Source organism: Nocardia acididurans (assembly GCF_016741815.1).
Lineage (GTDB): Bacteria > Actinomycetota > Actinomycetes > Mycobacteriales > Mycobacteriaceae > Nocardia > Nocardia acididurans.
On sequence record NZ_JAERRJ010000010.1, the window covers coordinates 224,180 to 245,497 of the forward strand.

Genomic DNA, 21,318 nt, shown 5'->3' on the forward strand with positions numbered 1-21,318 from the left:
GAGAACGGATTTCGGCTGTGGGGGAGCGGAGCGGTCAGACCGCGACGGGCTCGGCGGCGACGCTGCGCCGATTGGCAAGCGTGTCAGCGAGTTTCAGCCCGAGCACGCCGCCGATGATCAGGACGAAGGCCATCGCCTTCCACACGGTGAGCTGCTCACCGAACACCACGGACGCGAAGGTGACCGTGCCGACCGAGCCGATGCCGGTCCACACCGTGTACCCCACGCCCACGTCGAGCGTCTTCAGCGCCAGGCTCAGGAAGAAGATCCCTCCGGACGCGGCCGCCGCGGTGAGCAGCGACGGCCCGAGCACGGTGAACCCGTGCGTGGCATTGGTGGCGAGTGCGAAGACGACCTCGAAGACGGCGGCGACGAGCAGATAGATCCAGGCCATTGGAAACCCCTGTAGTTGTATGTATATGCAAGTAACTTGCTGAGATCGAAGTATGCATGTACAAATAAACGATGTCAACAGGTGATCGTGACGAGCAGATGTGGAACCGCGTCATCGCCCTGCACGCGCAGGTCGAACAGCGGCTCACCGCCGTTCTGCAGCGCACGCACGGCCTCGGCCTGTCCGAGTACCGCGCCCTCGGCTTCCTCGACGCCGCACCCGACGATGAACTGCGCATGCAGGAACTCGCGAATCTCCTGGGCCTGAACCAGAGTTCGGTCACCCGCCTGGTCGGCCGACTGGACGCCGCGGGTTTCGCACACCGCGACCTGTGCCCCGATGATCGCCGCGGCGTCTACACGGTGATCACCCCGGCCGGCCGCGAACGCTACCTCGCCGCACGCGACTCCTACCGCGCCACACTGGGTTCGGCCCTCGACGACGCACCCGAGGGCCCCGCATTGCGCAAGGCCCTCGGATGAGAATCGCGAACTACAGCCAGCTGTGGAACTTGCGGATGTAGAGCGTCTTCGCCAGCTGCGCCACACAGCAGTAGCTGAGCAGCGTCAGCACCAGCCACGGGAAGTAGGTCAGCGGCAGCGCCTGCATCTGCAGTGTGCTCGCCAGCGGCGAGAACGGCAGCCAGATGCCGATGGCCATGATGGTGCCCGTGGTCAGCATGACCGGCAGCGCCGCCCGCGACTGGATGAACGGGATCTTCTGCGTCCGGATCATGTGCACGATCAGCGTCTGCGACAGCAAACCCTCGATGAACCAGCCGGATTGGAACAGCGTCTGATGTTCGGGGGAGTTGGCGTGGAACACGAACCACATGAGCGCGAAGGTCGTCATATCGAAGATGGAGCTGGTGGGGCCGATGCACACCATGAACCGGCCCAGATCCTTGGCGTTCCACTTCTGCGGCTTGCGCAGATACTCCGGATCCATCCGATCCCACGGAATCGTCAGCTGCGAGATGTCGTAGAGCAGGTTCTGCACCAGCAGATGCACCGCCAGCATGGGCTGGAACGGCAGGAAGGCCGAGGCCACCAGCACCGAGAACACATTGCCGAAGTTCGACGACGCCGTCATCTTGATGTATTTCATGGTGTTGCCGAAGGTTTGGCGTCCCATGAGCACGCCCTGCTCCAGAACCATGAGGTCCTTCTCCAGCAGGATGATGTCGGCCGATTCCTTCGCGATATCCACGGCCGTGTCCACCGAGATGCCCACATCGGCCTCGCGCAGCGCCGCCGCGTCGTTGATGCCGTCGCCGAGGAAGCCCACCGTGCGGCCCTGGGCCTGCAGCGCCCGCACGATGCGCGCCTTCTGCACCGGGTTGATCTTGGCGAAAACGCTGGTGCGCGCGACGAGTTCGGGCAGATCCTCGTCCCGGGTGAGATCCAGGGCGGTGCCGGTCACCACCTCGCCGACATCGATGCCGACGTCCTGGCACACCCGTGCCGCCACCAGATCGTTGTCGCCGGTGACGACCTTCACCGCGACTCCGTTGTCCGCCAGCGCTTTCAGCGCCGCCGCCGCGTCCTGCTTGGGCGGATCCAGGAAGGCGAGAAAACCGATCAGCGTCATCTCGGTCTCGTCGGTCACCGCGTAGGTGTCGCGCAGCGGCACCGCCCTGGTGGCGACGGCCAGCACCCGCAGACCCTCGCGATTGTTGGCCTCGGCGATGCTGATGACCTGCTCGCGCATCTGCGGTGTCAGCGGAATCGGGATGTCCCGGTCCAGCGCGTACCCGCACAGCGCGATGACCTCCTCGACCGCGCCCTTGCAGATCAGCTGGTTCTCGTTCGCGTGCCCGAGATTGTCGCTGACCACCACCGACATCCGGCGGCGCACGAAATCGAACGGGATCTCGTCGACCAGCCGGAAGCGGCTCTCGATCACCACCTCCTCGGCCGCGTCCACCCGGTCGATGACCGCGCGGTCCATGAGATTGCGCAGTCCGGTCTGGAAGTGGCTGTTGAGGTAGGCGCACTGCAGCACCTCGTCATCGGGCCGCCCGTGGATGTCCAGGTAGCGGTCCAGCACGATGCGGTCCTCGGTGAGCGTGCCGGTCTTGTCCGTGCACAGCACATCCATGCCGCCCAGATTCTGAATCGCGTTGAGCCGCTTGACCACCACCTTGCGCTTGGACATGGTCATCGCGCCCTTGGCCAGGTTCGCGGTCACCACCACCGGCAGCATCTCCGGGGTCAGGCCCACCGCCACGGCCACGGCGAACAGGAACGCCGAGGCCCAATCCCCTTGATTGAGACCGTTGATGACGAACACCACCGGGACCATGACCATCATGAAGCGGATCAGCAGGAAGCTGACCTTCTTCACGCCGGTGTCGAAGGCCGTCTCCGGATTCGCGCCGACGATGCCGTTGGCCATGGATCCGAAGTAGGTCTCCGAGCCGGTCGCGACGACCACGCCGATACCGGTGCCCGAGGTCACCGAGGTGCCCATCAGCACCAGGTTGTCGGCCTCGGCGGGATTGCCGTGTGCGGTGCCGGTGATATCGCCGGAGATGGTGTCGGCCTTCTCCACCGGCAGTGATTCGCCGGTCAGCGCGGCCTGGCTGAGCATCAGATCCTTGGCCGCGATGAGCCGCATATCCGCGGGCACCATATCGCCCGCGGCGAGCTGCACGATATCGCCGGGCACCACCTCGGTCATGGGGATTTCCGTTGCCGGACAGCGGGTCTCGGTCTCGCTGCGCCGGAACACCGCGGCCGTCGTGGTGACCAGCTTCGCCAGCGCCTCGGCGGCCCTGGTGGAGCGGAACTCCTGCCAGAATCGGATCAGCGTGCTGATCGTGATCATGGTGGTGATGGTGATGACGCCCTTGACGTCCTCGGTCAGGTAGAGGATGAGATCGAGGAACAGCAGCACCAGAATGAACGGATTCCAGAACGCCTTGGCCAGCTGCACGGTCCAGTGCGGCACCCGTTCGTGCGCGATCTGGTTCTTCCCGTACTGGAGCAGCCGCAGCGCCGCATCCTCGTGCGTGAGGCCCTCCCGCGCCGAATCCAGTTCGCGCAGTACCTGTTTGGCGGGCTGCACGCTGATACCGGTGAGCCTGGCCCCCACCGCGCGCGTCTGCGATTCCAGTTCGGCCGCCTTGCGATCACGGCGGCTGGGCCGCTTGCGCTCGGGCGGCAGCCCCGGCGGGGGCGCCAGGGGCAGGGGTGTGTACATGGTCATGAGGTACTCCTCGCGAATGGTGCGCACGACGCGCTCATCAGGCGGCTGCGGTCGGATCCGCGGCGGGCGCGGGCGGATTCGCGATCGTCGTGAAGAACTTGACGGCGCTGGCAATGACCACCGGGCCGCCGACGGCGATGGTGCCCGCGATGACACCGAGCCCCGCACCCGCCACGATCCCGGCCAGGCACCCTCCGGCAGCGCCCGGAATGAAGATCGGCGGCATGAGCGCGGCGCCGACCACCGCACCCGCGACACAGCCCACGCCGGCGCCGAGGACGGTGCCGATCAGGCTACCGACGGCGATGCCGAGGCTGATCTCGTTGTCCGCCGCCTGCACGGCCTCGTCGAAGTTCTCGGTCGCCGGATCGGCGATGGATGTCGCCGACACCGCATCCGCCTCGGAGGCGATCGGAACCGCCTGTGCGCGTTGGGTTCCCGGCGTGAGCACCGCCTCGTTGCCGTGGATCTCGGCGGCGATCGGGTAGCGCAGGCCGCCGAGCTGGTAGTTGAGCGCGACGGCGGAGACCAGGGTGCCGTCGCGATCGAGCACCTGCAGCAGGTTGTTGTGGACGGTCAGTGAGCCCGCGGCGGTGTGCACCACCACCGAGCTGCCGCGGATCTGCGCGGTGTAGTCGATGGCATTCGAAATATCGTGTGCCGCGGCGACTTCCGTGGCACGCGCGGTGTGCGGGTCCGCGGCGGCGACGCCGAGCGCGGTGACCGCCACTCCGAGACAGGCGAGGCGGGTCATGGTGAAGCTGGTGTTCATCGGTCTGTCTTCCTCATCGACGGCAGGGATGTGCCGTGGGAACAGAGCTGAGCCCTCGTGGGGCCGGGGAGATCCGGCCTCGATGCCGCGCACCGAGGCCGGTCGAACAACTAGCGGTGGGTGTGCACGCCGAGTGACGCGCTGACGATGGCCGGCGGGGTGTAGCAGGCCATGAGGTTGGCGCGCTCTTCCGGCGTGAGGTTGCGTCGCGCCCAGAGGCGGTCGACTCCGCGACGGCAGCTGCCGAGCAGGGCGGAGGTGAGCGCCGAGGGGCCGCGACGGGTGGTGATGTAGGTCATGAGAATGCTCCTGAATTCGCGCCGCGACCTACCGCTGAATTCATTCGGAGCGAATTCGCGCATGCCTCGGTGGACAATTGCCGAGGAACAGGCAATTGCCGTGCGGGATTACGCGGACGCGCAGAACGATTCAGTGGGAATGCAGGCCGCGGCCGGGCGAGAGAATGCAGTCGAATGCACTCGGATAAGGACTGTCACCGGTCTTCAACTGTGGTACTCACCTCCTGGCGGCCAGGGCGCACGGGGGCGCCGACGCAATGCACACAGGGGTTGACCAGGGCGAAGAGCCTGGTGGGCACCCCTCTCGTCAAAGTTTCGGCACTACACGACGTGTCCCGGCCGGGGCCGGGAAGCCACTTTGGGTTATCCCTTAATCCGGGAAAACCTGTCCTAACCTTGGGCGTCTCTCGACGTCGTCAGATCAGTGGCCTGTGTTCGTGTAGGAGCCTCACCTATCGAGGTGCTTGGAACGGGTTCGATAATGCTCCACGTTCTCCGGTAAGTCAAGAAATGCGAGATTCGCTGGAATGGGGCGGTCGATCCGGTGGCGCGGATGCCCTGTATAACAGGGGATATGAGCCTCGACCCCGCGATCGCCGCCCGCCTCAAGCGCAATGCCGACGGTCTCTTCGCCGCCATCGCGCAGGAGAAGAGCACCGGCGATGTGCTCATGATGGCGTGGATGGACGACGAGGCGCTGGCTCGCACGCTGGAAACCCGCAAGGGCACCTACTATTCGCGCTCGCGGCAGCAGTACTGGGTGAAGGGCGAGACCTCCGGCCACACCCAGTACGTGCACGAGGTGCGGCTCGATTGTGACGGCGACACCGTGCTGCTCGTCGTCGATCAGGAGGGCGCGGCCTGCCACACCGGCACGCACACCTGCTTCGACACCGATGTGCTGCTGTCGCAGGGGGATGCGCTGCTCACCGACGAAGGCTGAGCCACAAGGCTTTTCGCGTCAGCTCAGCCCGTCGCGGGTGATCGGCCTGCTGGAACGCCCATTGCCCCGGGCGATTCCGTGTTCCATCTGCGCCACCAAGGTCTCACCGAGCTCCAGCAATTGCTTGGTCTGTTCTTTGTCGAGCCCGTCGAATACCAAGGCGCGCACACAGTCCAGATAGCCGGGCGACGCCTCGGTCACCTTCTGGAATCCGGCCTCGGTGAGCACGGCCTGCGCGCCACGCCGTCCGGTGATGGTGACACGCTGAGCCCAGCCGAGCCGTTCCAGCTTGGAGATGACATGCGACAGGCGCGATAGCGATGCGTTTGCCTTTTTGGCAAGCTCACTCAGTTGCAACCGGTGCCCCGGTTCTTCGGACAGCAGAGTCATCACGAAGAATTCGAAATGGGTAATCCCGGACTCACGTTGGAGCTGGGTGTCCAGGGCAGCCGGGAGCCGGGTCATCAGCGCGATGACGGTACGCCAAGCTCGCTGTTCAATCGGATTCAACCACTTGGTCACCGTGCGCGCCCTCTCGTAGCAGCCGAGTGACACGATGTGCTCGCCGGGCAGGCGTGCGGCGAAGCATCAACAACGAGTCACCCGCAAAACAAAGTTTGCCACGATTTCGCTCGGTCGTCACGATGTTGCTGAATGACGTGACATCCATCACGCGTGTCGCGTACGGATTCAGTTCGCGCCGGGTTCCGGCGGCGCTATCGGCTTTTCCACCGGCACGCTCTGGTTTTCCTGTCGCGCCCGCTGCTTCACGGCACGTTGTTTGCGGATTCGCCTGCGCACCAACAGAAATGCGGCGAACAGGAAGAGGGCTCCGGCCACGATCGCACCGGTCAGCGCGGCCCCGCGGAATGCGGGCGCGTCCACATCGAGAATGCGCTCACCGGCATGCGCTGCATTGCTGTTTCCGAGAACGATAGCGAGGGTCAGCAAATTCGGTACTGCCGCAACAACTGCCAGCACCACAGCGGCACCCGCAATAAACGGACCGCCCCGTTTCCGCCACTGCATTCCGGCCAGCAGCAACAGGAAAAGTGGTACAGCCGTGCACAGCACGCCCATCACCAGCCCGTACCAAATGCCTTTGGAGAACGACCCACTCACCATTTCGGCAATGCGCTGCGCCCACCACCGCGGCAGAAACGCGGCCAGGATCAGATACGTCACCCACAGCACCAGCGCCAGCACCACGAGGGCGATGATGCGATTGCGCCACGTGACGAATGAGGACCGCTTGGGCGCAGACACTTCCGCGCCGGGCGTGGTATCGCTGGGCGTAGTCATAGCCCCAGCGTATGCCCGCAGGTACGGCACATCGGTGTCCGCCACTCCGGGCAGTCCGGTGACAGTGGGGCGATCCCGTGGCTACCACGCCGGCCGGAGAGATCCTCAGCCGCGCTTCTTCAGGAACTCCAGGGCCTTGTCGGCGTGCACCTCGGCGCGCAGCTCGCTCGAGATGACGGTGGCGATGGTGCGGTCCGGGTCGATGACGAAGGTGGTGCGCTTGACCGGGACCAGTGCGCCGAGCAGGCCGCGCTTGACGCCGAACTCGGCGGCGACCTTGGCGCCCGGATCCGACAGCAGGGGGTAGTCCAGGCGCTGCTTGTCCGCGAAGCCCGACTGCACGTCCACCGAGTCGGCGCTGATGCCGATCGGGGTCGCGCCGGCGGCCTTGAATTCGCCTGCCAGATCCCGGAAGTGACAGGCCTCGGCGGTGCACACGGGGGTGTTGGCCGCCGGGTAGAAGAACAGCACCACGGGGCCGTCGGCGAGCAGCGACTCGAGCGAGCGGAGGGTGCCGGACTGGTCGGAGAGCTCGAAGTTGGGTGCGGTCTCGCCTGGCTTCATACAGCGCACAGTACGGGAACCTCTGAGGAACGCGAATCGTCCCGTGGGCGGACCCGGCGTTCCGCCCACGGGACGATCGAACGACCGCATCGGCTAGACGCCGATGAGCGCGGCGACCTCCGGATTCTTGATCTCCATGACATCGAGGATGCCGTGCGCCCGCAGGAACGGCTTCAGCTCCCGGATCCGGTCGCTGTGCTCGGCGTACTCATCCGGGAAGCTGCGCGGATCCAGCGCTTCCAAAGCTTTGACATAAGTGACGAACGAGGCGATGGCGCTGTACTTGCCCGCCGTATTCATATTCATCATCCGCGGCGGCTGACCGGGGTGGGACCCCGGGGCGACCTGCGGAGCTGCGTGCCGTGGACCCTCCGGGGCGACCGGTTGCGAGGGGTACATCTGTGTAGAACTCCTCTCGTATCGGGATACCGCGTGCGACCTCTCCTGCACTGCCGAGAGGCAGATTGCCGCGAGTGTAGTGATGACCGCATCGTCTATTCGCAGCAGAGGGGGGTTCGGCTGGGGGAGGAGAGTGATTTCGATACCGAACGCCGGGCCTGGAATGATGGGTGGATGCACGGCGCATCCACTACCTCCACCACCTCCCGCGAACAGTTCCGTGTACTCGCGGCTGATCACCGGGTCGTACCGGTGATTCGAAAGGTGTTGGCGGACTCCGAGACTCCTCTGTCGGCCTACCGGAAGCTGGCCGCGGACCGGCCGGGAACCTTCCTGCTGGAATCCGCGGAGAACGGGCGGTCGTGGTCGCGATGGTCGTTCATCGGAGCGGGCAGCCCGAGCGCGCTGACCGTGGTCGACGGGCAGGCGGCCTGGCTCGGGCAGACCCCGGCCGACGCACCGGTCGGCGGGGAGCCGCTGGCCGCGCTGCGCGAGGCGCTGCAGGTGCTGCGCACCGAACGGCTGCCCGGATTGCCGCCGCTGACCGGCGGGCTCGTCGGCTACCTCGGCTACGACGCCGTGCGGCGGATGGAACGCCTGCCCGTGCTCGCGACCGATGATCTCGAACTGCCCGAGATGGTGCTCATGCTGGCCACCGATCTGGCGGCCTTCGACCATCACGAGGGCGCGATCACGCTCATCGCCAACGCGGTCAACTGGAACGGCACCGACGAGCGCGTGGACGAGGCGTACGACGACGCCGTGGCCCGGCTCGACCGGATGACCGAGGCCCTCGCCGCGCCCGCCGAATCCACCGTCTCGGTCTTCGACCGGCCGGAACCGAACTTCCGCCGCCAGCGCACCTCCGAGGAATTCGGGGCGGGCGTGCGACGGCTGGTCAAGGAGATCGAAGCGGGCGAGGCGTTCCAGGTGGTGCTGTCGCAGCGCTTCGAAATCGAGTACGGCGGAACGCCTCTCGACCTCTACCGCATGCTGCGCGCCTCCAACCCGAGCCCGTACATGTATCTGATGCACATCCCGGACGGCTCCGGCGGCACCGCGTTCTCCATCGTCGGCTCCAGCCCGGAATCACTGGTGACGGTGAAGGACGGCGTGGCCACCACGCACCCCATCGCGGGCACGCGCTGGCGCGGGGCCACCGAGGAGGACGACCTGCTGCTCGAGAAGGGCCTGCTCGCCGACGAGAAGGAGAACGCCGAGCACCTCATGCTCGTCGACCTCGGCCGCAATGATCTCGGCCGGGTTTGTGAGCCGGGCACGGTGCGCGTCACCGAATACCGGCACATCGAGCGCTACAGCCACGTCATGCATCTGGTCTCCACGGTGTCCGGCCGCCTCGCCGCGGGCAAGGTCGCCCTCGACGCCGTCCAGGCGTGCTTCCCGGCGGGCACCCTCTCCGGCGCGCCCAAGGTCCGCGCCATGGAGTTGATCGAGGAGCTCGAACCCACCCGCCGCGGCATCTACGGCGGCGTGGTCGGCTACCTCGACTTCGCCGGTGACGCGGATACCGCCATCTGCATCCGCACGGCCCTGCTCAAGAACGGCACCGCCTACGTCCAGGCGGGCGCGGGCGTGGTCGCGGATTCCGACCCCGACTACGAGGATGTCGAATCCCGCAACAAGGCCATGGCGGTCCTCAAGGCGGTGGCCGCCGCCGAGACGCTGCGGCCTTTCCGTCCCAACGGTGACGGGCGATGACCGACGCGGAGCCGAATCAGGCACCGAAAGATCGTGCGGTACCGGACGACTCGGGCTCGACGCCGAGCGCCGACGCGGTAGCCGCCGCTCGCGCCGAGTCACCCGCGCAGCCGGACGCGAAGGACCAGCCCGAGGTCGATGGCGCGGTCGTCGGCCCCGCCGGGGCGGCGTCCGATATCGCCGAGATTCGGAATCGGGCGATCGCGGCCGATCTGGCCGAAGCCGAGCAGACCGCCGCCAAGGTCGCGGCCGACGCGGCGGCCTCGGAGGTCGACGCGGCCGGAGCCCGGCGCAGACCGGCGGTGGCGGCGCTGCTGCTGGCGGTCGCGGCGGGTCTGCTGTGGGTGTCGTCGCGGATGACGTGGGTCAGCTTCGAGGTCGTCGGCGAGGTCGGGGACGCGCGGACCGTACGCGGCGAGACGCTCAACGGCGGCGAGTGGTTCGGGGCTTTGACGCCGTTGGCGCTCGCGCTGCTGGCGACGGTCGCGGCGGTGTTCGCCACGCGGGGCTGGTTCCGGCGGCTGGTCGGTGTGGTCGTCGCCGTGCTGGCCGCGGTGACGGCCGTTCCGGCGTACGCGCTGCTCCGGGGCGAGGGGAAGACCGCCGAGCGGGCGGCCACCCTGGCCGATCTCCGATCCTGGGAGATCGCGGAGAAAGTGCAGACCACGGCTCTTCCGGCCTGGATTTCGCTGGCCGGGGCGCTGGCCGCGTTCGCGGCGGCGCTGCTGCTGGTGCGGATGCCCGTGGAGGCCGTCGAAGCCCCCGGAAAATACGATAATCCGGCGGCCCGGAAGTCGGCGGCGGCGGATGCCGTGGCCGCCGCCGTGGCCGAACGCGGTACCGAACATCACGCGGAGGCCCAGGACACAGCGCCGGCGTCACACGGCGGCGCGAAAGAGCAGCTCTCGGGCCGGGTGCTGTGGGACGCGCTCGACGAAGGTGTCGATCCGACCGACGATGAAACCAATCGCGGTGCCGCGCACGATGATCCAGGTAGCGGGGGAGCGGGTCGCCCGACTCGCTGAACTGGGGCCGCGATCGAGGTCGCTCGCGGTTCCGCCCCCGCCGTCAGAGGCGGGAACATAGCCATTTACTCTTTATCAGCATCGGTGAGACAGCGCCTGGGGGGATTCTCAGGCAGCAAGTCCGTCTCCCCAGAAAGGATTCGAGCCAGATGACGGTACTCGACTCGATTCTCGACGGGGTCCGCGCGGATGTGGCCGCTCGGGAAGCCCTCCTGGATTTCCAGGCAGTCAAGAAGGCCGCCGCGGCGGCCCCCTCGCCGCGTGACGGCAAGGCCGCGCTGCACAGCGACGGCATCGGCGTCATCGCCGAGGTGAAGCGGGCCAGCCCCTCCAAGGGCTCGCTGGCCACGATCCCGGACCCGGCCGTCCTGGCCCGTGCGTACGAGGACGGCGGCGCGCGCATCATCAGCGTGCTGACCGAGGAGCGGCGCTTCAAGGGTTCGCTCGCGGATCTCGACGCGGTCCGCAAGGTCGTGGACATCCCGATCCTGCGCAAGGACTTCGTGGTCGGCCCGTACCAGATCCACGAGGCCCGCGCGCACGGCGCGGACGTGATCCTGCTGATCGTCGCGGCCCTGGACCAGGACACCCTGTCCGCGCTCATCGACCGCACCGAATCGCTGGGCATGACCGCCCTGGTCGAGGTGCACACCGAGGAGGAGGCCGACCGCGCCCTCGAGGCCGGCGCCACCGTGATCGGCGTGAACGCCCGCAACCTCAAGACCCTCGAGGTGGACCGGGACGTGTTCGCGCGCATCGCCCCCGGCCTGCCCTCGGATGTCATCCGCGTGGCCGAATCCGGCATTCGCGGCACCGCCGACCTGCTGGCCTACGCCGGTGCGGGCGCGGATGCCGTGCTCGTCGGCGAGGGTCTGGTGACCAGCGGTGATCCCCGTGCCGCGGTGGCCGAGCTGGTGACCGCCGGAACCCATCCGTCCTGCCCCAAGCCGGTGCGCCGGGGTCGGTGAAAGAACTGATGACACAGACTGAAGACGTTCTGGCCAAGGACAATTCGCTCCCGCAGATGAGCGCGGGCATCGCCAACAAGGCGCACGAGCCCGACCTCGGCGGGCACTTCGGCGTCTACGGCGGCCGGCACGTGCCCGAGGCGCTCATGGCCGTGATCGAAGAGGTCACCGCCGAATACGACAAGGTGCGCGTCGACCCCAACTTCCTCGACGAGCTGGACCGCCTGCAGCGCGACTACACCGGGCGTCCTTCGCCGGTGTTCGAATGCAAGAACCTGGCCCAGCACGCCGGTGGCGCGCGCATCTTCCTCAAGCGGGAAGACCTTAACCACACCGGTTCTCACAAAATCAACAATGTGCTCGGGCAGGTGCTGCTGGCCAAGCGCATGGGCAAGACCCGCGTCATCGCGGAGACCGGCGCGGGCCAGCACGGCGTCGCCACGGCCACCGCGTGCGCGCTGCTCGGCATCGAATGCGTCGTCTACATGGGCGCGGTCGACACTGCGCGTCAAGCGCTGAACGTGGCCCGCATGCGGCTGCTCGGCGCCGAAGTCGTCAGTGTGACAACGGGTTCGCAGACGCTCAAGGACGCCATCAACGAGGCGCTGCGCGACTGGGTCACCAATGCCGACCGCACCTACTACTGCTTCGGCACCGCCGCGGGTCCGCATCCGTTCCCGCTCATGGTGCGCGACTTCCAGCGCATCATCGGCATGGAGGCGCGGGTGCAGATCCAGGCGCAGACCGGGCGGCTGCCCGATGCCGTAACCGCCTGTGTCGGTGGTGGATCCAATGCCATCGGCATCTTCCACGCCTTCATCGACGATCCGGGTGTGCGGCTCATCGGCTACGAGGCGGCGGGCGACGGTGTCGAAACCGGCCGTCACGCAGCCACGTTCACCGGTGGCACGCCGGGCGCGTTCCAGGGCGCGTACTCGTACCTGCTGCAGGACGAGGACGGCCAGACCATCGAATCCCATTCCATCTCCGCGGGTTTGGACTACCCGGGCGTCGGCCCGGAGCACGCCTACCTCAAGGATGCGGGCCGGGCCGAGTACTACCCGATCACCGATACCGAGGCCATGGACGCGCTGCTGCTGCTGAGCCGCGCCGAGGGCATCATCCCCGCCGTCGAGTCGGCACACGCGGTCGCCGGTGCGGTCAAGCTCGGTCAGGAATTGGGCGAGGGCGCGGTCATCCTGGTGAGCCTGTCCGGACGCGGTGACAAGGATATGGACACCGCCGCCCGCTGGTTCGGGCTGTTCGACAAGCCCGAGGAGGAGCACCAGTGAGTCAGCAGTCCCGCCTCGCCAACACCTTCGCGGCCTGCCGCGAGGAGAACCGCGCCGCGCTGATCGGCTACCTGCCCGCCGGCTACCCGGATGTGCAGGGCTCCATCGACGTGTGCCGCACCATGGTCGAAAACGGTTGCGACATCATCGAAGTCGGCGTCGCCTACTCCGACCCGGTGATGGACGGCCCGACCATCCAGCGCGCCGCCGAACAGGCGCTCGCGGGCGGTGTGCGGGTGCGCGACGTGTTCAAGGTCGTGGAGGCCATCTCCCAGGCGGGCGGCAAGGCCGTCGTCATGACCTACTGGAATCCGGTGCTGAAGTACGGCGTCGACACCTTCTCCCGCGATCTCGCGGCGGCGGGCGGCCTCGGCCTCATCACGCCGAACCTGATTCCGGAGGAGGCCGACGACTGGTTCGTGGCTTCGTCCACGCACAATCTGGACCGCATCTTCCTGGTCGCCCCGTCCTCCACGGAGGAGCGCCTGGTGAAGACCCTCGAAGCCTCGCGCGGCTTCATCTACGCGTCCTCCACCATGGGCGTCACCGGTGCGCGCGACCAGGTGTCGTCCATGGCTCCGGCCCTGTGCGCTCGTATCCGCGCCCACTCCGATATCCCGATCGGCGTCGGCCTGGGTGTACGCAGCGGTGCGCAGGCGGCCGAAATCGCTTCCTACGCGGACGGTGTCATCGTCGGCTCGGCGCTGGTCAGCGCCGCCGCCGAGGGCCTGGGCGCGGTGGCGACGCTGACCGAGGAGCTCGCGCGGGGCGTGCGTTCGGCGGCCGTCGCTTCCTGATTCATCGAAAAGACCGAAAAGACAAGGGCGCGCATCGAACTCGATGCGCGCCCTGCTCGTATACCCGGGAATGCGTAGCGTTCTCACCACGGGTCTGGCGATCGTGCTCGGACTCGCCATCGTCGCGGGCCTGTATTTCCTGGGTCGGCTGCTGTCGATCAACCTGATCGGCATCGTCGGGATCATCTATGCCCTCACGATGGTCGGCGGTGGCTTCGTGCACTGGCGTCGCGGTCGTAAGGCAACCGATAGGCTAACGAACCCTTCGGCGCAATAAAACCGCTAGTCAAGCGGTATTCAGCGCCACATCGGCGGAATTTGCGCATTCAGGTAATTCTCAGTTACCGTCGGGAACCGGCCCTCGACGATGAGGTCCCTCGACTGGGAGGCCGGAATGCTCAGCATCCTCGCGCCCGCACCCCACCGGGAGCGGTTGCCCGAGAACGACATCGACCCGCTCTACAAGCGGCTGCGGTGGCAAATCTTCATCGGCATCTTCTTCGGATATGCCGCCTACTATCTGGTCCGCAAGAACTTCGCGCTGGCCATCCCGTACCTGACCGACGGGACCAACGGCGACTACACCAAAGGCCAGATGGGCCTTGTGCTTTCGGCCATCTCGCTGGCCTACGGCGTCTCGAAGTTCGTGATGGGCCTGATCTCGGACCGGTCCAATCCGCGGGTGTTCCTGCCGCTGGGCCTGATCCTGTCGGCGGCGGTGATGCTGTTCATGGGCTTCGTCGAGTGGTCCACCTCCAGCGTGCTCATCATGTTCGTGCTGCTGTTCGTCTGCGGCTGGTTCCAGGGCATGGGCTGGCCGCCCTCGGGCCGCACCATGGTGCACTGGTGGTCGCAGCGGGAACGCGGCCGCATCGTGTCGGTGTGGAACACCGCGCACAATGTCGGCGGTGGTCTGCCGCCGCTGCTGTTCCTGCTGGGTATGGCCTGGTTCCACGATTGGCGCTCGGCGTTCTACATGCCGGCGTTCCTGGCGATCGTCGTGGCCGTCATCGCCTACATCCTGATGCGCGACACCCCGCAGTCGGTGGGCCTGCCGCCGATCGAGGAGTACAAGAACGACTATCCGAAGGACTACTCGGCCGAGGACGAGGTCGAGCTCACGGCCAAGGAGATCTTCCGGAAGTACATCCTGCCGAACAAGCTGCTCTGGTACATCGCCTTCGCCAACGTCTTCGTGTACCTGCTGCGCTACGGCGTGCTCGACTGGTCGCCGACCTACCTCAAAGAGGTCAAGCACTTCACCCTGGACAAGTCCTCGTGGGCCTACTTCCTCTACGAGTACGCGGGCATCCCCGGCACCCTGCTCGCGGGATGGATGTCGGACAAGGTGTTTCGCGGTAACCGCGGCGCCACCGGCGTCTTCTTCATGGGCCTGGTGACCATCGCGACCGCCGTCTTCTGGATGGCCCCCGCCGATATGCCCGGCGTCAGCATGGCCTGCATGATCGTGATCGGCTTCCTCATCTACGGCCCGGTCATGCTGATCGGCCTGCACGCCCTGGAACTCGTCTCGAAGAAGGCGGCCGGGTCGGCCGCGGGCTTCACCGGCCTGTTCGGCTATCTCGGCGGCTCGGTCGCGGCCAGCGCCGTGGTCGGGTACACCGTCGATCACTTCGGCTGGAACGGCGGCTTCGCGATTCTCATCGGCGGCGGTGTCGGCGCGGTGCTGCTGCTGATCCTCACCATGGTGAGCGAGAAGAAGCACAAGCGGGAACTCGAACTGGTCGACGCGTAACCGCGCACGGTCCCCACCGGGGTGATTCCGCTACGGTGGGGCCGTGACCTTACGAGCCCTGGCCGAGAGCGTCCCGGCTACCAACGTGCTGGCCTACATACCGAGTCCTCCGCGCGGCGTATGGGATATCGCGGGTTTCCCGTTGCGCGCCTACGCCCTGTGCATCATCCTCGGCATCATCGCCGCCATCTGGTGGGGCGAGAAGCGGTGGCAGGAGCGCGGCGGCCAGTCCGGCATGGTGCTCGATGTGGCGATGTTCGCGGTGCCGTTCGGTCTGATCGGCGGGCGGCTGTATCACGTGGCCACCGACTGGGAGAAGTACTTCGGGCCGGGCGGCAATCCGGGGGACTGGTGGAAGATCTGGCAGGGCGGCCTCGGCATCTGGGGTGCGGTGCTGCTGGGTGCGGTGGGCGCGTGGATCGGCTGCCGCATCTATCGAATTCCGTTGCCCGCCTTCGGTGATGCCATCGCGCCGGGCATTCTGCTGGCCCAGGCCATCGGGCGGCTGGGCAACTATTTCAACCAGGAGCTCTACGGGCGCGAGACCACGCTGCCCTGGGGTCTGGAGATCTACACGCGCTTCGATCAGAAGACCGGTCTGCCGTCGCCCATGAACGGGGTGTCCACCGGCGTGGTCGAGAAGATCGTGCAGCCGACGTTCCTCTACGAGATGGTGTGGAACCTGCTCGGCGTGGCGGTGCTGATCTACGTCGACCGCAAGTTCAAGATCGGGCACGGGCGGTTGTTCGCGCTGTACGTGGCGATCTACTGCTTCGGCCGGTTCTTCGTGGAGCTGCTGCGCGACGACGAGGCCACGCATATCGCGGGCATCCGCATCAACTCCTTCACCTCGGCCATCGTGTTCCTCCTGGCCATCGCCTACTTCCTGTTCGCCACCAGGGGCCGCGAGACCGCGGAGCAGGTGCGCGCGGGCGTGGAGCGGCCGTGGCCGTGGCAGTTCGCGGCGCTGCGCGCCTACGGGGCCGGGAAGCCGGAAGCCGTTGCCGCGACCGTCGATTCGGGTGCGGAGACGGAGCAGACCGATACCGCGAAAGACGAGCCGAAGGACGAAGACGCCGAAGATCCCGGCGATGACGCGGTCGAGCTGACCAAGTCCGATTCGGGCGACGCGGACGCCAAGAAGTCCTGACGAGCCGACCGGTCGATATCATCAGAGCGTTCTCCGCACAAGGTTTGCGCGCGCTCTGATGATTGCCGTTCTGTCCAGTTTGTATACGGCGTACTCTGTACCGGTTGTCTGCCGCGTGGCCGGTCCACGCGCGAGGAGAGGTGTTCCGTGCGTCGTCGTAAGCTCTTCGCCGCTGTGCTCGCTGTCGCTGCCACCGTCGGGCTCGCCGCCTGCAGCAGCGGTGACGACGCGAACGTCCTGAAGGTCGGCACCGAGGGCACCTACTTCCCCTTCAGTTACCAGGACAACGGTCAGCTCACCGGCTACGACGTCGACGTGATCAAGGCCGTCGGCGACAAGATCGGCCGCAAGGTCGAGTTCACCCAGGCCCCCTGGGATTCGCTGTTCGCCGCCCTGGATTCCGGTCGCGTGGATCTGATCGCCAACCAGGTCACGATCAAACCCGAACGGGCGCAGAAGTATTCGCTGTCCAACCCGTACACGGTCTCCGAGGGCGTCGTCATCACCAAGACCGGCACCACCGGCATCGCCGGGCTGGCCGATCTGAGCGGCAAGACCTGCGCCCAGTCCGAGACCAGCAACTGGGCCGAGGTCGCCAAGACCGCGGGCTGCAAGGTCGAGGCCATCCCGGGCTTCGTGGAAGCCGTGCAGCTGCTCAAGAGCGACCGCGCCAACGCCACCGTCAACGACACCCTCGTCGCCAACGCCTACATCAAGCAGAACGGCAACGGCGTCATCCAGATCGTCGGCAAGACCGGCGAGACCTCCAAGCAGGCCTTCGCCGCCCGCAAGGATTCGCAGGCCCTGACCGACCAGATCAATACCGCGCTGGCCGAGCTCGCCGCCGACGGCACGCTGGCCAAGATCTCGGACAAGTACTTCGGCCTCGACGTCAGCAAGTAAGCCGGACAGAGCATTTCGACGATGGATGCCTCCACCTGGGACCTGATCCAGCGGAACCTGTGGCCCATGCTGGAGGCCACCATCACCAAGACGCTGCCGCTCACCGCGATCAGCTTCGTCCTCGGACTGGTGATCGCGCTGTTCGTGGCGCTTGCCCGGATGTCGCCGATGCGGCTGCTGTCGTATCCGGCGCGCTTCTACATCTCGATCATTCGCGGCACGCCGCTGCTGGTGCAGCTGTTCATCATCTTCTACGGCCTGCCGCAGTTCGGCATCACCTTCGACCCGTTCCCGGCCGCGATCATCGCCTTCAGCCTGAATGTCGGCGGCTACGCGGCGGAAGTCGTTCGCGCGTCGATTCTTTCGGTGGCGCACGGGCAGTGGGAGGCGTCCTACGCGGTCGGCATGACCTACGCCCAATCGCTGCGGATGATCATCCTGCCGCAGGCCGCGCGCATCGCCGTGCCCCCGCTGTCGAACACCTTGATCTCGTTGGTCAAGGACACTTCCCTGGCCTCCACCATTCTCGTGACGGAGTTGCTGAGAACTGCCCAGTCGGCTGCCGCGATCACTTTCGACTACTTCACCCTCTACGGTGTCGCCGCCCTCTACTACTGGGTGATCTGCTTGATACTGGGCTTCGGACAGACCCGTTTGGAGACCCGGCTGGCCCGGCATGTAGCTCGCTGACCGGCGGTTTGCTGAACAGTATGTGTATATCTTTTCGCAGAGCCCGTGCCCGTTCAGCGGGACATATGTCACAGGACTAGGGTTGTTCCCGTGATGCGACGGACGAAGATTGTGTGCACGCTCGGACCAGCTGTGTCGTCCGAGGACCGAATTCGTGAACTCGTCGAGAGCGGTATGGATGTGGCGCGGCTGAATTTCAGCCACGGCGAACACTCCGACCACGCGGAGAACTACAAGAAGGTGCGCGCGGCCAGTGATCATCTGGGTCGCGCCGTCGGCATTCTGGCCGACCTGCAGGGCCCCAAGATCCGGCTCGGCCGGTTCATCGAGGGCAAGACGGTTTGGGCGACGGGCGAGGAAGTTCGCATCACCGTCGACGACGTCGAAGGCACCCACGACCGCGTCTCGACCACGTACAAGGAACTTTCCAAGGATGCCAAGGCGGGCGACCGCCTGCTCGTCGACGACGGCAAGGTCGGGCTGACCGTGCTGCGCGTCGACGGCAACGACGTGGTGTGCCGGGTGACCGAGGGCGGCCCGGTGTCCAACAACAAGGGCGTCTCCCTGCCCGGAATGGATGTGTCGGTTCCGGCCCTGTCCGAGAAGGACATCGAGGATCTGGAGTTCGCACTCGAACTCGGCGTGGACTTCATCGCGCTGTCGTTCGTGCGCTCGCCCTCGGATGTGGAGCTGGTGCACGACATCATGGATCGGGTGGGCCGGCGCGTGCCGGTCATCGGCAAGCTCGAAAAGCCCGAAGCCATCGACAATCTGGAAGCCATCGTGCTCGCCTTCGACGCCATCATGGTGGCGCGCGGCGACCTCGGCGTGGAGCTGCCGCTCGAGCAGGTGCCGCTGGTGCAGAAGCGCGCCATCCAGATGGCGCGCGAGAACGCCAAGCCGGTCATCGTGGCGACCCAGATGCTGGAGTCGATGATCACCAACTCGCGGCCCACCCGCGCCGAGGCCTCCGACGTCGCGAACGCGGTGCTCGACGGCGCGGACGCGGTCATGCTCTCGGGTGAGACATCGGTCGGCGACTACCCGATCGAGGCCGTGCGCACCATGGCCCGCATCGTGCATGCCGTGGAATCCGAATCCTCCACGCGGGTCCCGCCTCTGACCCACGTGCCGCGCACCAAGCGCGGCGTCATCTCCTACGCCGCCCGCGATATCGGCGAGCGGTTGAACGCCAAGGCCCTGGTCGCCTTCACGCAGTCCGGTGACACGGTGCGCCGCCTGGCCCGCCTGCACACCCCGCTGCCGCTGCTGGCCTTCACGCCGCAGCCGGAGATCCGCAGCCAGCTCGCATTGACCTGGGGCACCGAGACTTTCATCGTGCCGCCGGTCAAGGACACCGACGAGATGATCCATCAGGTGGACGCCTCGCTGCTGTCCATCGGCCGCTACAACAAGGGCGACCTGGTGGTCATCGTGGCCGGATCCCCGCCGGGTACTGTCGGTTCCACCAATCTGATCCACGTCCACCGGATCGGCGAAGAGGACCACTGAACGAGGAGGACCACCGGGTGAGTGCGTCTCTGGAGACGGGAGCCGCGACGGACGCCGTCGCGGATCCCGAAGGCGTCGGGCTATCCGATGATCTGCGGGTGCTGCTGCGCATCCTCGATCTCGAGGAGCACGGCCCCGACATCTTCATCGGCCACCACCCGGAGAAGGTCTGGTCCAGAACCTTCGGCGGTCAGCTGGTGGCGCAGGCCATCATCGCGGCCGGGCGCACGGTCGGACCGGGTCGGCCCGTTCATGCCGTGAACGCGCATTTCGTGCGCGGCGGCGACGTCAAGAAGCCGATCGAGTACCACGTCGACCGGCATCGGGACGGCCGCTCCTTCGCCAATCGCACGGTGACGGCCTATCAGGACGGGCAGGAGCTGTTCGTCATGCTCGCGGCCTTCCAGGACTACGGCAAGGGCCTCGAGCACGGGGTGCCGCTGCCCGACGTCGCGGATCCCGAGGGTCTGCCGCGGGTGGAGGAGTCCTTCGCCGGGCTCGAGGACAAGCTCGAAATGTTCGTCAACGCACCGCATCCCATCGATATGCGGTACACGAACGATCCCGCCTGGATCCTCAAGGACAAGGGCGGCACGCTCGACTACAACCGGGTGTGGATGCGCACCGACGGGCCGCTGCCCGACGATCCGATGATTCACGTTGCGGCGCTGAGCTATTCGTCGGACACCACGGTGCTGGACTCGATCATCACCACGCACGGGCTGTCGTGGGGGCACGACCGCATCCTCGCGGCCACGGTGAACCACTCCATCTGGTTCCACCGGCCGTTCCGGTTCGACGAGTGGGCGCTGTACGCGACCGAGTCGCCGGTGGCGTCCGGTTCGCGTGGTCTGGCGCGCGGGCATTTCTATTCGCGCACCGGGGAACTGCTCGCCACCACCGTGCAGGAGGGCGTGATCCGGCACTTCCCGGCCCGCCGCTGAGCCACAGGATCTCGATCAGGCCGTACCCGTGGCGGGTGCGGCCTGAGTCGTATCCGGCCCTAGATCAGTTCGCGGTTCTCTTCGAGTTCGAAGTTCTCGCGCTGCAGGGCGTGCACGATGTAGGGGATCGGCTCGTCCGCGCAGAGCTCGAGGACCAGTCGCTGTTCCAGCCGGGCAATTCCGGCTTTCGTCAGCTGCCGGGACTCGCCCACCAGGCTGAGCGCGATTTCGTAGGTGCGCCGTTCGCCCGGATCGACCGTGGGATGATCCAGCCGCCACTGTGTTTCGAGCACAGTGTGCGCGGGATCGTCCACCTCGACCGGAAGCGTGAACCGCCACGCGAAGATATCGCGATCGGCCACATACTCGTCCACTACGCGGCAGACGGTGCGCACGACGCGGTCGAGGGTTTGCGGTGTCCCGAAAACATGGAGTGAAACATCCGAAATCCGTTTCGGCATGTCTGTGTCCTGTTCGTGTGTCGAACCACCGGCGGTGTTGTATCCGCCCGCGGGGAGTGTAGCCCCTTACCGGACGATGCGGGCAGACAGTGCTATTGACGCCGTGTCTTTGGCCTCCGCTTCGCTCCGGCGTGTTCGCGGCCCTGTTACCCCGGTCTTCCCTCCTACGCTCCTCCGCTTCGCTCCCCCGCTCCGTCAGTCCAGACCGGGGCGGGCCG

Annotated in this window: 23 protein-coding genes and 1 riboswitch; of the genes, 14 read left to right on the forward strand and 9 right to left on the reverse strand. The window is 66.6% G+C overall.

The genetic code is table 11. The features are described 5' to 3' along the window. Positions 1-34: 34 nt before the first annotated feature. Complete coding sequence (locus JK358_RS26250; protein WP_201952058.1) at positions 35-394, reverse strand: DMT family transporter; 360 nt, start codon at positions 392-394, stop codon at positions 35-37. A gap of 71 nt (positions 395-465) precedes the next feature. Between JK358_RS26250 and JK358_RS26255 the strand changes: the two genes are divergently transcribed. Beyond that, a complete protein-coding gene (locus JK358_RS26255; RefSeq protein WP_201952060.1) occupies positions 466-876 on the forward strand; it encodes a MarR family winged helix-turn-helix transcriptional regulator in 411 nt (136 codons plus the stop codon). 10 nt (positions 877-886) lie between these two features. Here JK358_RS26255 and mgtA read toward each other — a convergent pair whose 3' ends face one another. From mgtA to JK358_RS26270, 3 genes are all read right to left on the reverse strand, one after another. Then, the gene (gene mgtA, locus JK358_RS26260) at positions 887-3,631 is read right to left on the reverse strand and encodes a magnesium-translocating P-type ATPase (protein ID WP_307817752.1); all 2,745 of its coding nucleotides are present in this window, start codon (positions 3,629-3,631) and stop codon (positions 887-889) included. A 10-nt stretch (positions 3,632-3,641) separates the two neighbouring features. Beyond that, a complete protein-coding gene (locus tag JK358_RS26265; RefSeq protein WP_201952063.1) occupies positions 3,642-4,376 on the reverse strand; it encodes a DUF8020 domain-containing protein in 735 nt (244 codons plus the stop codon). 110 nt (positions 4,377-4,486) lie between these two features. After that, positions 4,487-4,675: a hypothetical protein gene (locus JK358_RS26270; RefSeq protein ID WP_201952741.1), complete on the reverse strand. Its 189-nt coding sequence runs from the start codon at positions 4,673-4,675 to the stop codon at positions 4,487-4,489. Positions 4,676-4,967: 292 nt separating this feature from the next. Further along, positions 4,968-5,142, reverse strand: a riboswitch (M-box (ykoK) riboswitch). Between the two features lie 107 nt (positions 5,143-5,249). Between JK358_RS26270 and hisI the strand changes: the two genes are divergently transcribed. Then, complete coding sequence (gene hisI, locus JK358_RS26275; RefSeq protein ID WP_201952080.1) at positions 5,250-5,618, forward strand: phosphoribosyl-AMP cyclohydrolase; 369 nt, start codon at positions 5,250-5,252, stop codon at positions 5,616-5,618. A gap of 18 nt (positions 5,619-5,636) precedes the next feature. On the opposite strand, the gene JK358_RS26280 is transcribed toward hisI, so the two are convergent. From JK358_RS26280 to JK358_RS26295, 4 genes are all read right to left on the reverse strand, one after another. Next, positions 5,637-6,083: a MarR family winged helix-turn-helix transcriptional regulator gene (locus JK358_RS26280; RefSeq protein ID WP_201952641.1), complete on the reverse strand. Its 447-nt coding sequence runs from the start codon at positions 6,081-6,083 to the stop codon at positions 5,637-5,639. Positions 6,084-6,308: 225 nt separating this feature from the next. After that, positions 6,309-6,920 (reverse strand): permease, encoded by a 612-nt coding sequence (locus JK358_RS26285; protein ID WP_232851907.1) that lies wholly within the window; start codon positions 6,918-6,920, stop codon positions 6,309-6,311. A 105-nt stretch (positions 6,921-7,025) separates the two neighbouring features. Further along, entirely contained in the window at positions 7,026-7,484 is a 459-nt protein-coding gene (locus JK358_RS26290) for a peroxiredoxin (RefSeq protein ID WP_201952084.1), read from the reverse strand. A gap of 93 nt (positions 7,485-7,577) precedes the next feature. Further along, entirely contained in the window at positions 7,578-7,784 is a 207-nt protein-coding gene (locus JK358_RS26295) for a hypothetical protein (protein WP_232851908.1), read from the reverse strand. 273 nt (positions 7,785-8,057) lie between these two features. On the opposite strand from JK358_RS26295, the gene JK358_RS26300 reads away from it, so the two are divergent. The 12 genes from JK358_RS26300 to JK358_RS26355 all read left to right on the forward strand — a co-directional run bounded on the left by JK358_RS26300 (position 8,058) and on the right by JK358_RS26355 (position 20,639). Beyond that, positions 8,058-9,602, forward strand: a complete 1,545-nt coding sequence (locus JK358_RS26300) for an anthranilate synthase component I (RefSeq protein ID WP_201952090.1) — start codon at positions 8,058-8,060, stop codon at positions 9,600-9,602. Then, positions 9,599-10,627 carry a TIGR02234 family membrane protein gene (locus tag JK358_RS26305; RefSeq protein WP_201952093.1) on the forward strand — a complete coding sequence of 343 codons (1,029 nt, stop codon included), beginning with the start codon at positions 9,599-9,601 and terminating at the stop codon, positions 10,625-10,627. The genes JK358_RS26300 and JK358_RS26305 overlap by 4 nt, the downstream gene beginning before the upstream one ends. Before the next feature lie 149 nt (positions 10,628-10,776). After that, positions 10,777-11,595, forward strand: a complete 819-nt coding sequence (gene trpC / locus JK358_RS26310; RefSeq protein ID WP_201952096.1) for an indole-3-glycerol phosphate synthase TrpC — start codon at positions 10,777-10,779, stop codon at positions 11,593-11,595. A gap of 8 nt (positions 11,596-11,603) precedes the next feature. Beyond that, positions 11,604-12,887, forward strand: coding sequence for a tryptophan synthase subunit beta (trpB, locus tag JK358_RS26315; RefSeq protein ID WP_232851909.1), 1,284 nt, complete (start codon positions 11,604-11,606; stop codon positions 12,885-12,887). After that, complete coding sequence (gene trpA, locus JK358_RS26320; RefSeq protein ID WP_201952099.1) at positions 12,884-13,684, forward strand: tryptophan synthase subunit alpha; 801 nt, start codon at positions 12,884-12,886, stop codon at positions 13,682-13,684. Before trpB ends, trpA begins: the two co-directional genes overlap by 4 nt. Positions 13,685-13,727: 43 nt before the next feature. Then, entirely contained in the window at positions 13,728-13,961 is a 234-nt protein-coding gene (locus tag JK358_RS26325; protein ID WP_201952102.1) for a hypothetical protein, read from the forward strand. Positions 13,962-14,078: 117 nt separating this feature from the next. Beyond that, the gene (gene glpT / locus JK358_RS26330; protein WP_201952105.1) at positions 14,079-15,440 is read left to right on the forward strand and encodes a glycerol-3-phosphate transporter; all 1,362 of its coding nucleotides are present in this window, start codon (positions 14,079-14,081) and stop codon (positions 15,438-15,440) included. A gap of 58 nt (positions 15,441-15,498) precedes the next feature. Continuing rightward, positions 15,499-16,590 carry a prolipoprotein diacylglyceryl transferase gene (gene lgt, locus JK358_RS26335; RefSeq protein ID WP_201952645.1) on the forward strand — a complete coding sequence of 364 codons (1,092 nt, stop codon included), beginning with the start codon at positions 15,499-15,501 and terminating at the stop codon, positions 16,588-16,590. Between the two features lie 147 nt (positions 16,591-16,737). Further along, complete coding sequence (locus tag JK358_RS40430) at positions 16,738-17,493, forward strand: transporter substrate-binding domain-containing protein (RefSeq protein WP_201952111.1); 756 nt, start codon at positions 16,738-16,740, stop codon at positions 17,491-17,493. A gap of 21 nt (positions 17,494-17,514) precedes the next feature. Further along, on the forward strand, positions 17,515-18,183 hold the full coding sequence (locus JK358_RS40435; RefSeq protein ID WP_201952115.1) for an amino acid ABC transporter permease: 669 nt from the start codon (positions 17,515-17,517) through the stop codon (positions 18,181-18,183). Between the two features lie 90 nt (positions 18,184-18,273). Further along, complete coding sequence (gene pyk / locus JK358_RS26350; protein WP_201952117.1) at positions 18,274-19,695, forward strand: pyruvate kinase; 1,422 nt, start codon at positions 18,274-18,276, stop codon at positions 19,693-19,695. A 29-nt stretch (positions 19,696-19,724) separates the two neighbouring features. Then, positions 19,725-20,639 (forward strand): acyl-CoA thioesterase, encoded by a 915-nt coding sequence (locus JK358_RS26355; RefSeq protein ID WP_232851970.1) that lies wholly within the window; start codon positions 19,725-19,727, stop codon positions 20,637-20,639. 59 nt (positions 20,640-20,698) lie between these two features. Here JK358_RS26355 and JK358_RS26360 read toward each other — a convergent pair whose 3' ends face one another. Next, a complete protein-coding gene (locus JK358_RS26360) occupies positions 20,699-21,100 on the reverse strand; it encodes a hypothetical protein (RefSeq protein WP_201952122.1) in 402 nt (133 codons plus the stop codon). Positions 21,101-21,318 lie beyond the last annotated feature (218 nt).

Coding starts and splice junctions, on each gene's coding strand:
- JK358_RS26250 (WP_201952058.1), bottom strand. CDS start 394: ATGGCCTGGATCTATCTGCTCGTCGCCGCCGTCTTCGAGGTCGTCTTC.
- JK358_RS26270 (WP_201952741.1), bottom strand. CDS start 4,675: ATGACCTACATCACCACCCGTCGCGGCCCCTCGGCGCTCACCTCCGCC.
- JK358_RS26295 (WP_232851908.1), bottom strand. CDS start 7,784: ATGAATACGGCGGGCAAGTACAGCGCCATCGCCTCGTTCGTCACTTAT.
- JK358_RS26280 (WP_201952641.1), bottom strand. CDS start 6,083: ATGACCCGGCTCCCGGCTGCCCTGGACACCCAGCTCCAACGTGAGTCC.
- trpB (WP_232851909.1), top strand. CDS start 11,604: ATGACACAGACTGAAGACGTTCTGGCCAAGGACAATTCGCTCCCGCAG.
- JK358_RS26255 (WP_201952060.1), top strand. CDS start 466: ATGTCAACAGGTGATCGTGACGAGCAGATGTGGAACCGCGTCATCGCC.
- JK358_RS26305 (WP_201952093.1), top strand. CDS start 9,599: ATGACCGACGCGGAGCCGAATCAGGCACCGAAAGATCGTGCGGTACCG.
- JK358_RS40435 (WP_201952115.1), top strand. CDS start 17,515: ATGGATGCCTCCACCTGGGACCTGATCCAGCGGAACCTGTGGCCCATG.
- JK358_RS26290 (WP_201952084.1), bottom strand. CDS start 7,484: ATGAAGCCAGGCGAGACCGCACCCAACTTCGAGCTCTCCGACCAGTCC.
- trpC (WP_201952096.1), top strand. CDS start 10,777: ATGACGGTACTCGACTCGATTCTCGACGGGGTCCGCGCGGATGTGGCC.
- hisI (WP_201952080.1), top strand. CDS start 5,250: ATGAGCCTCGACCCCGCGATCGCCGCCCGCCTCAAGCGCAATGCCGAC.
- JK358_RS26325 (WP_201952102.1), top strand. CDS start 13,728: ATGCGCGCCCTGCTCGTATACCCGGGAATGCGTAGCGTTCTCACCACG.
- JK358_RS26265 (WP_201952063.1), bottom strand. CDS start 4,376: ATGAACACCAGCTTCACCATGACCCGCCTCGCCTGTCTCGGAGTGGCG.
- JK358_RS26300 (WP_201952090.1), top strand. CDS start 8,058: ATGCACGGCGCATCCACTACCTCCACCACCTCCCGCGAACAGTTCCGT.
- JK358_RS26360 (WP_201952122.1), bottom strand. CDS start 21,100: ATGCCGAAACGGATTTCGGATGTTTCACTCCATGTTTTCGGGACACCG.
- JK358_RS26285 (WP_232851907.1), bottom strand. CDS start 6,920: ATGACTACGCCCAGCGATACCACGCCCGGCGCGGAAGTGTCTGCGCCC.
- glpT (WP_201952105.1), top strand. CDS start 14,079: ATGCTCAGCATCCTCGCGCCCGCACCCCACCGGGAGCGGTTGCCCGAG.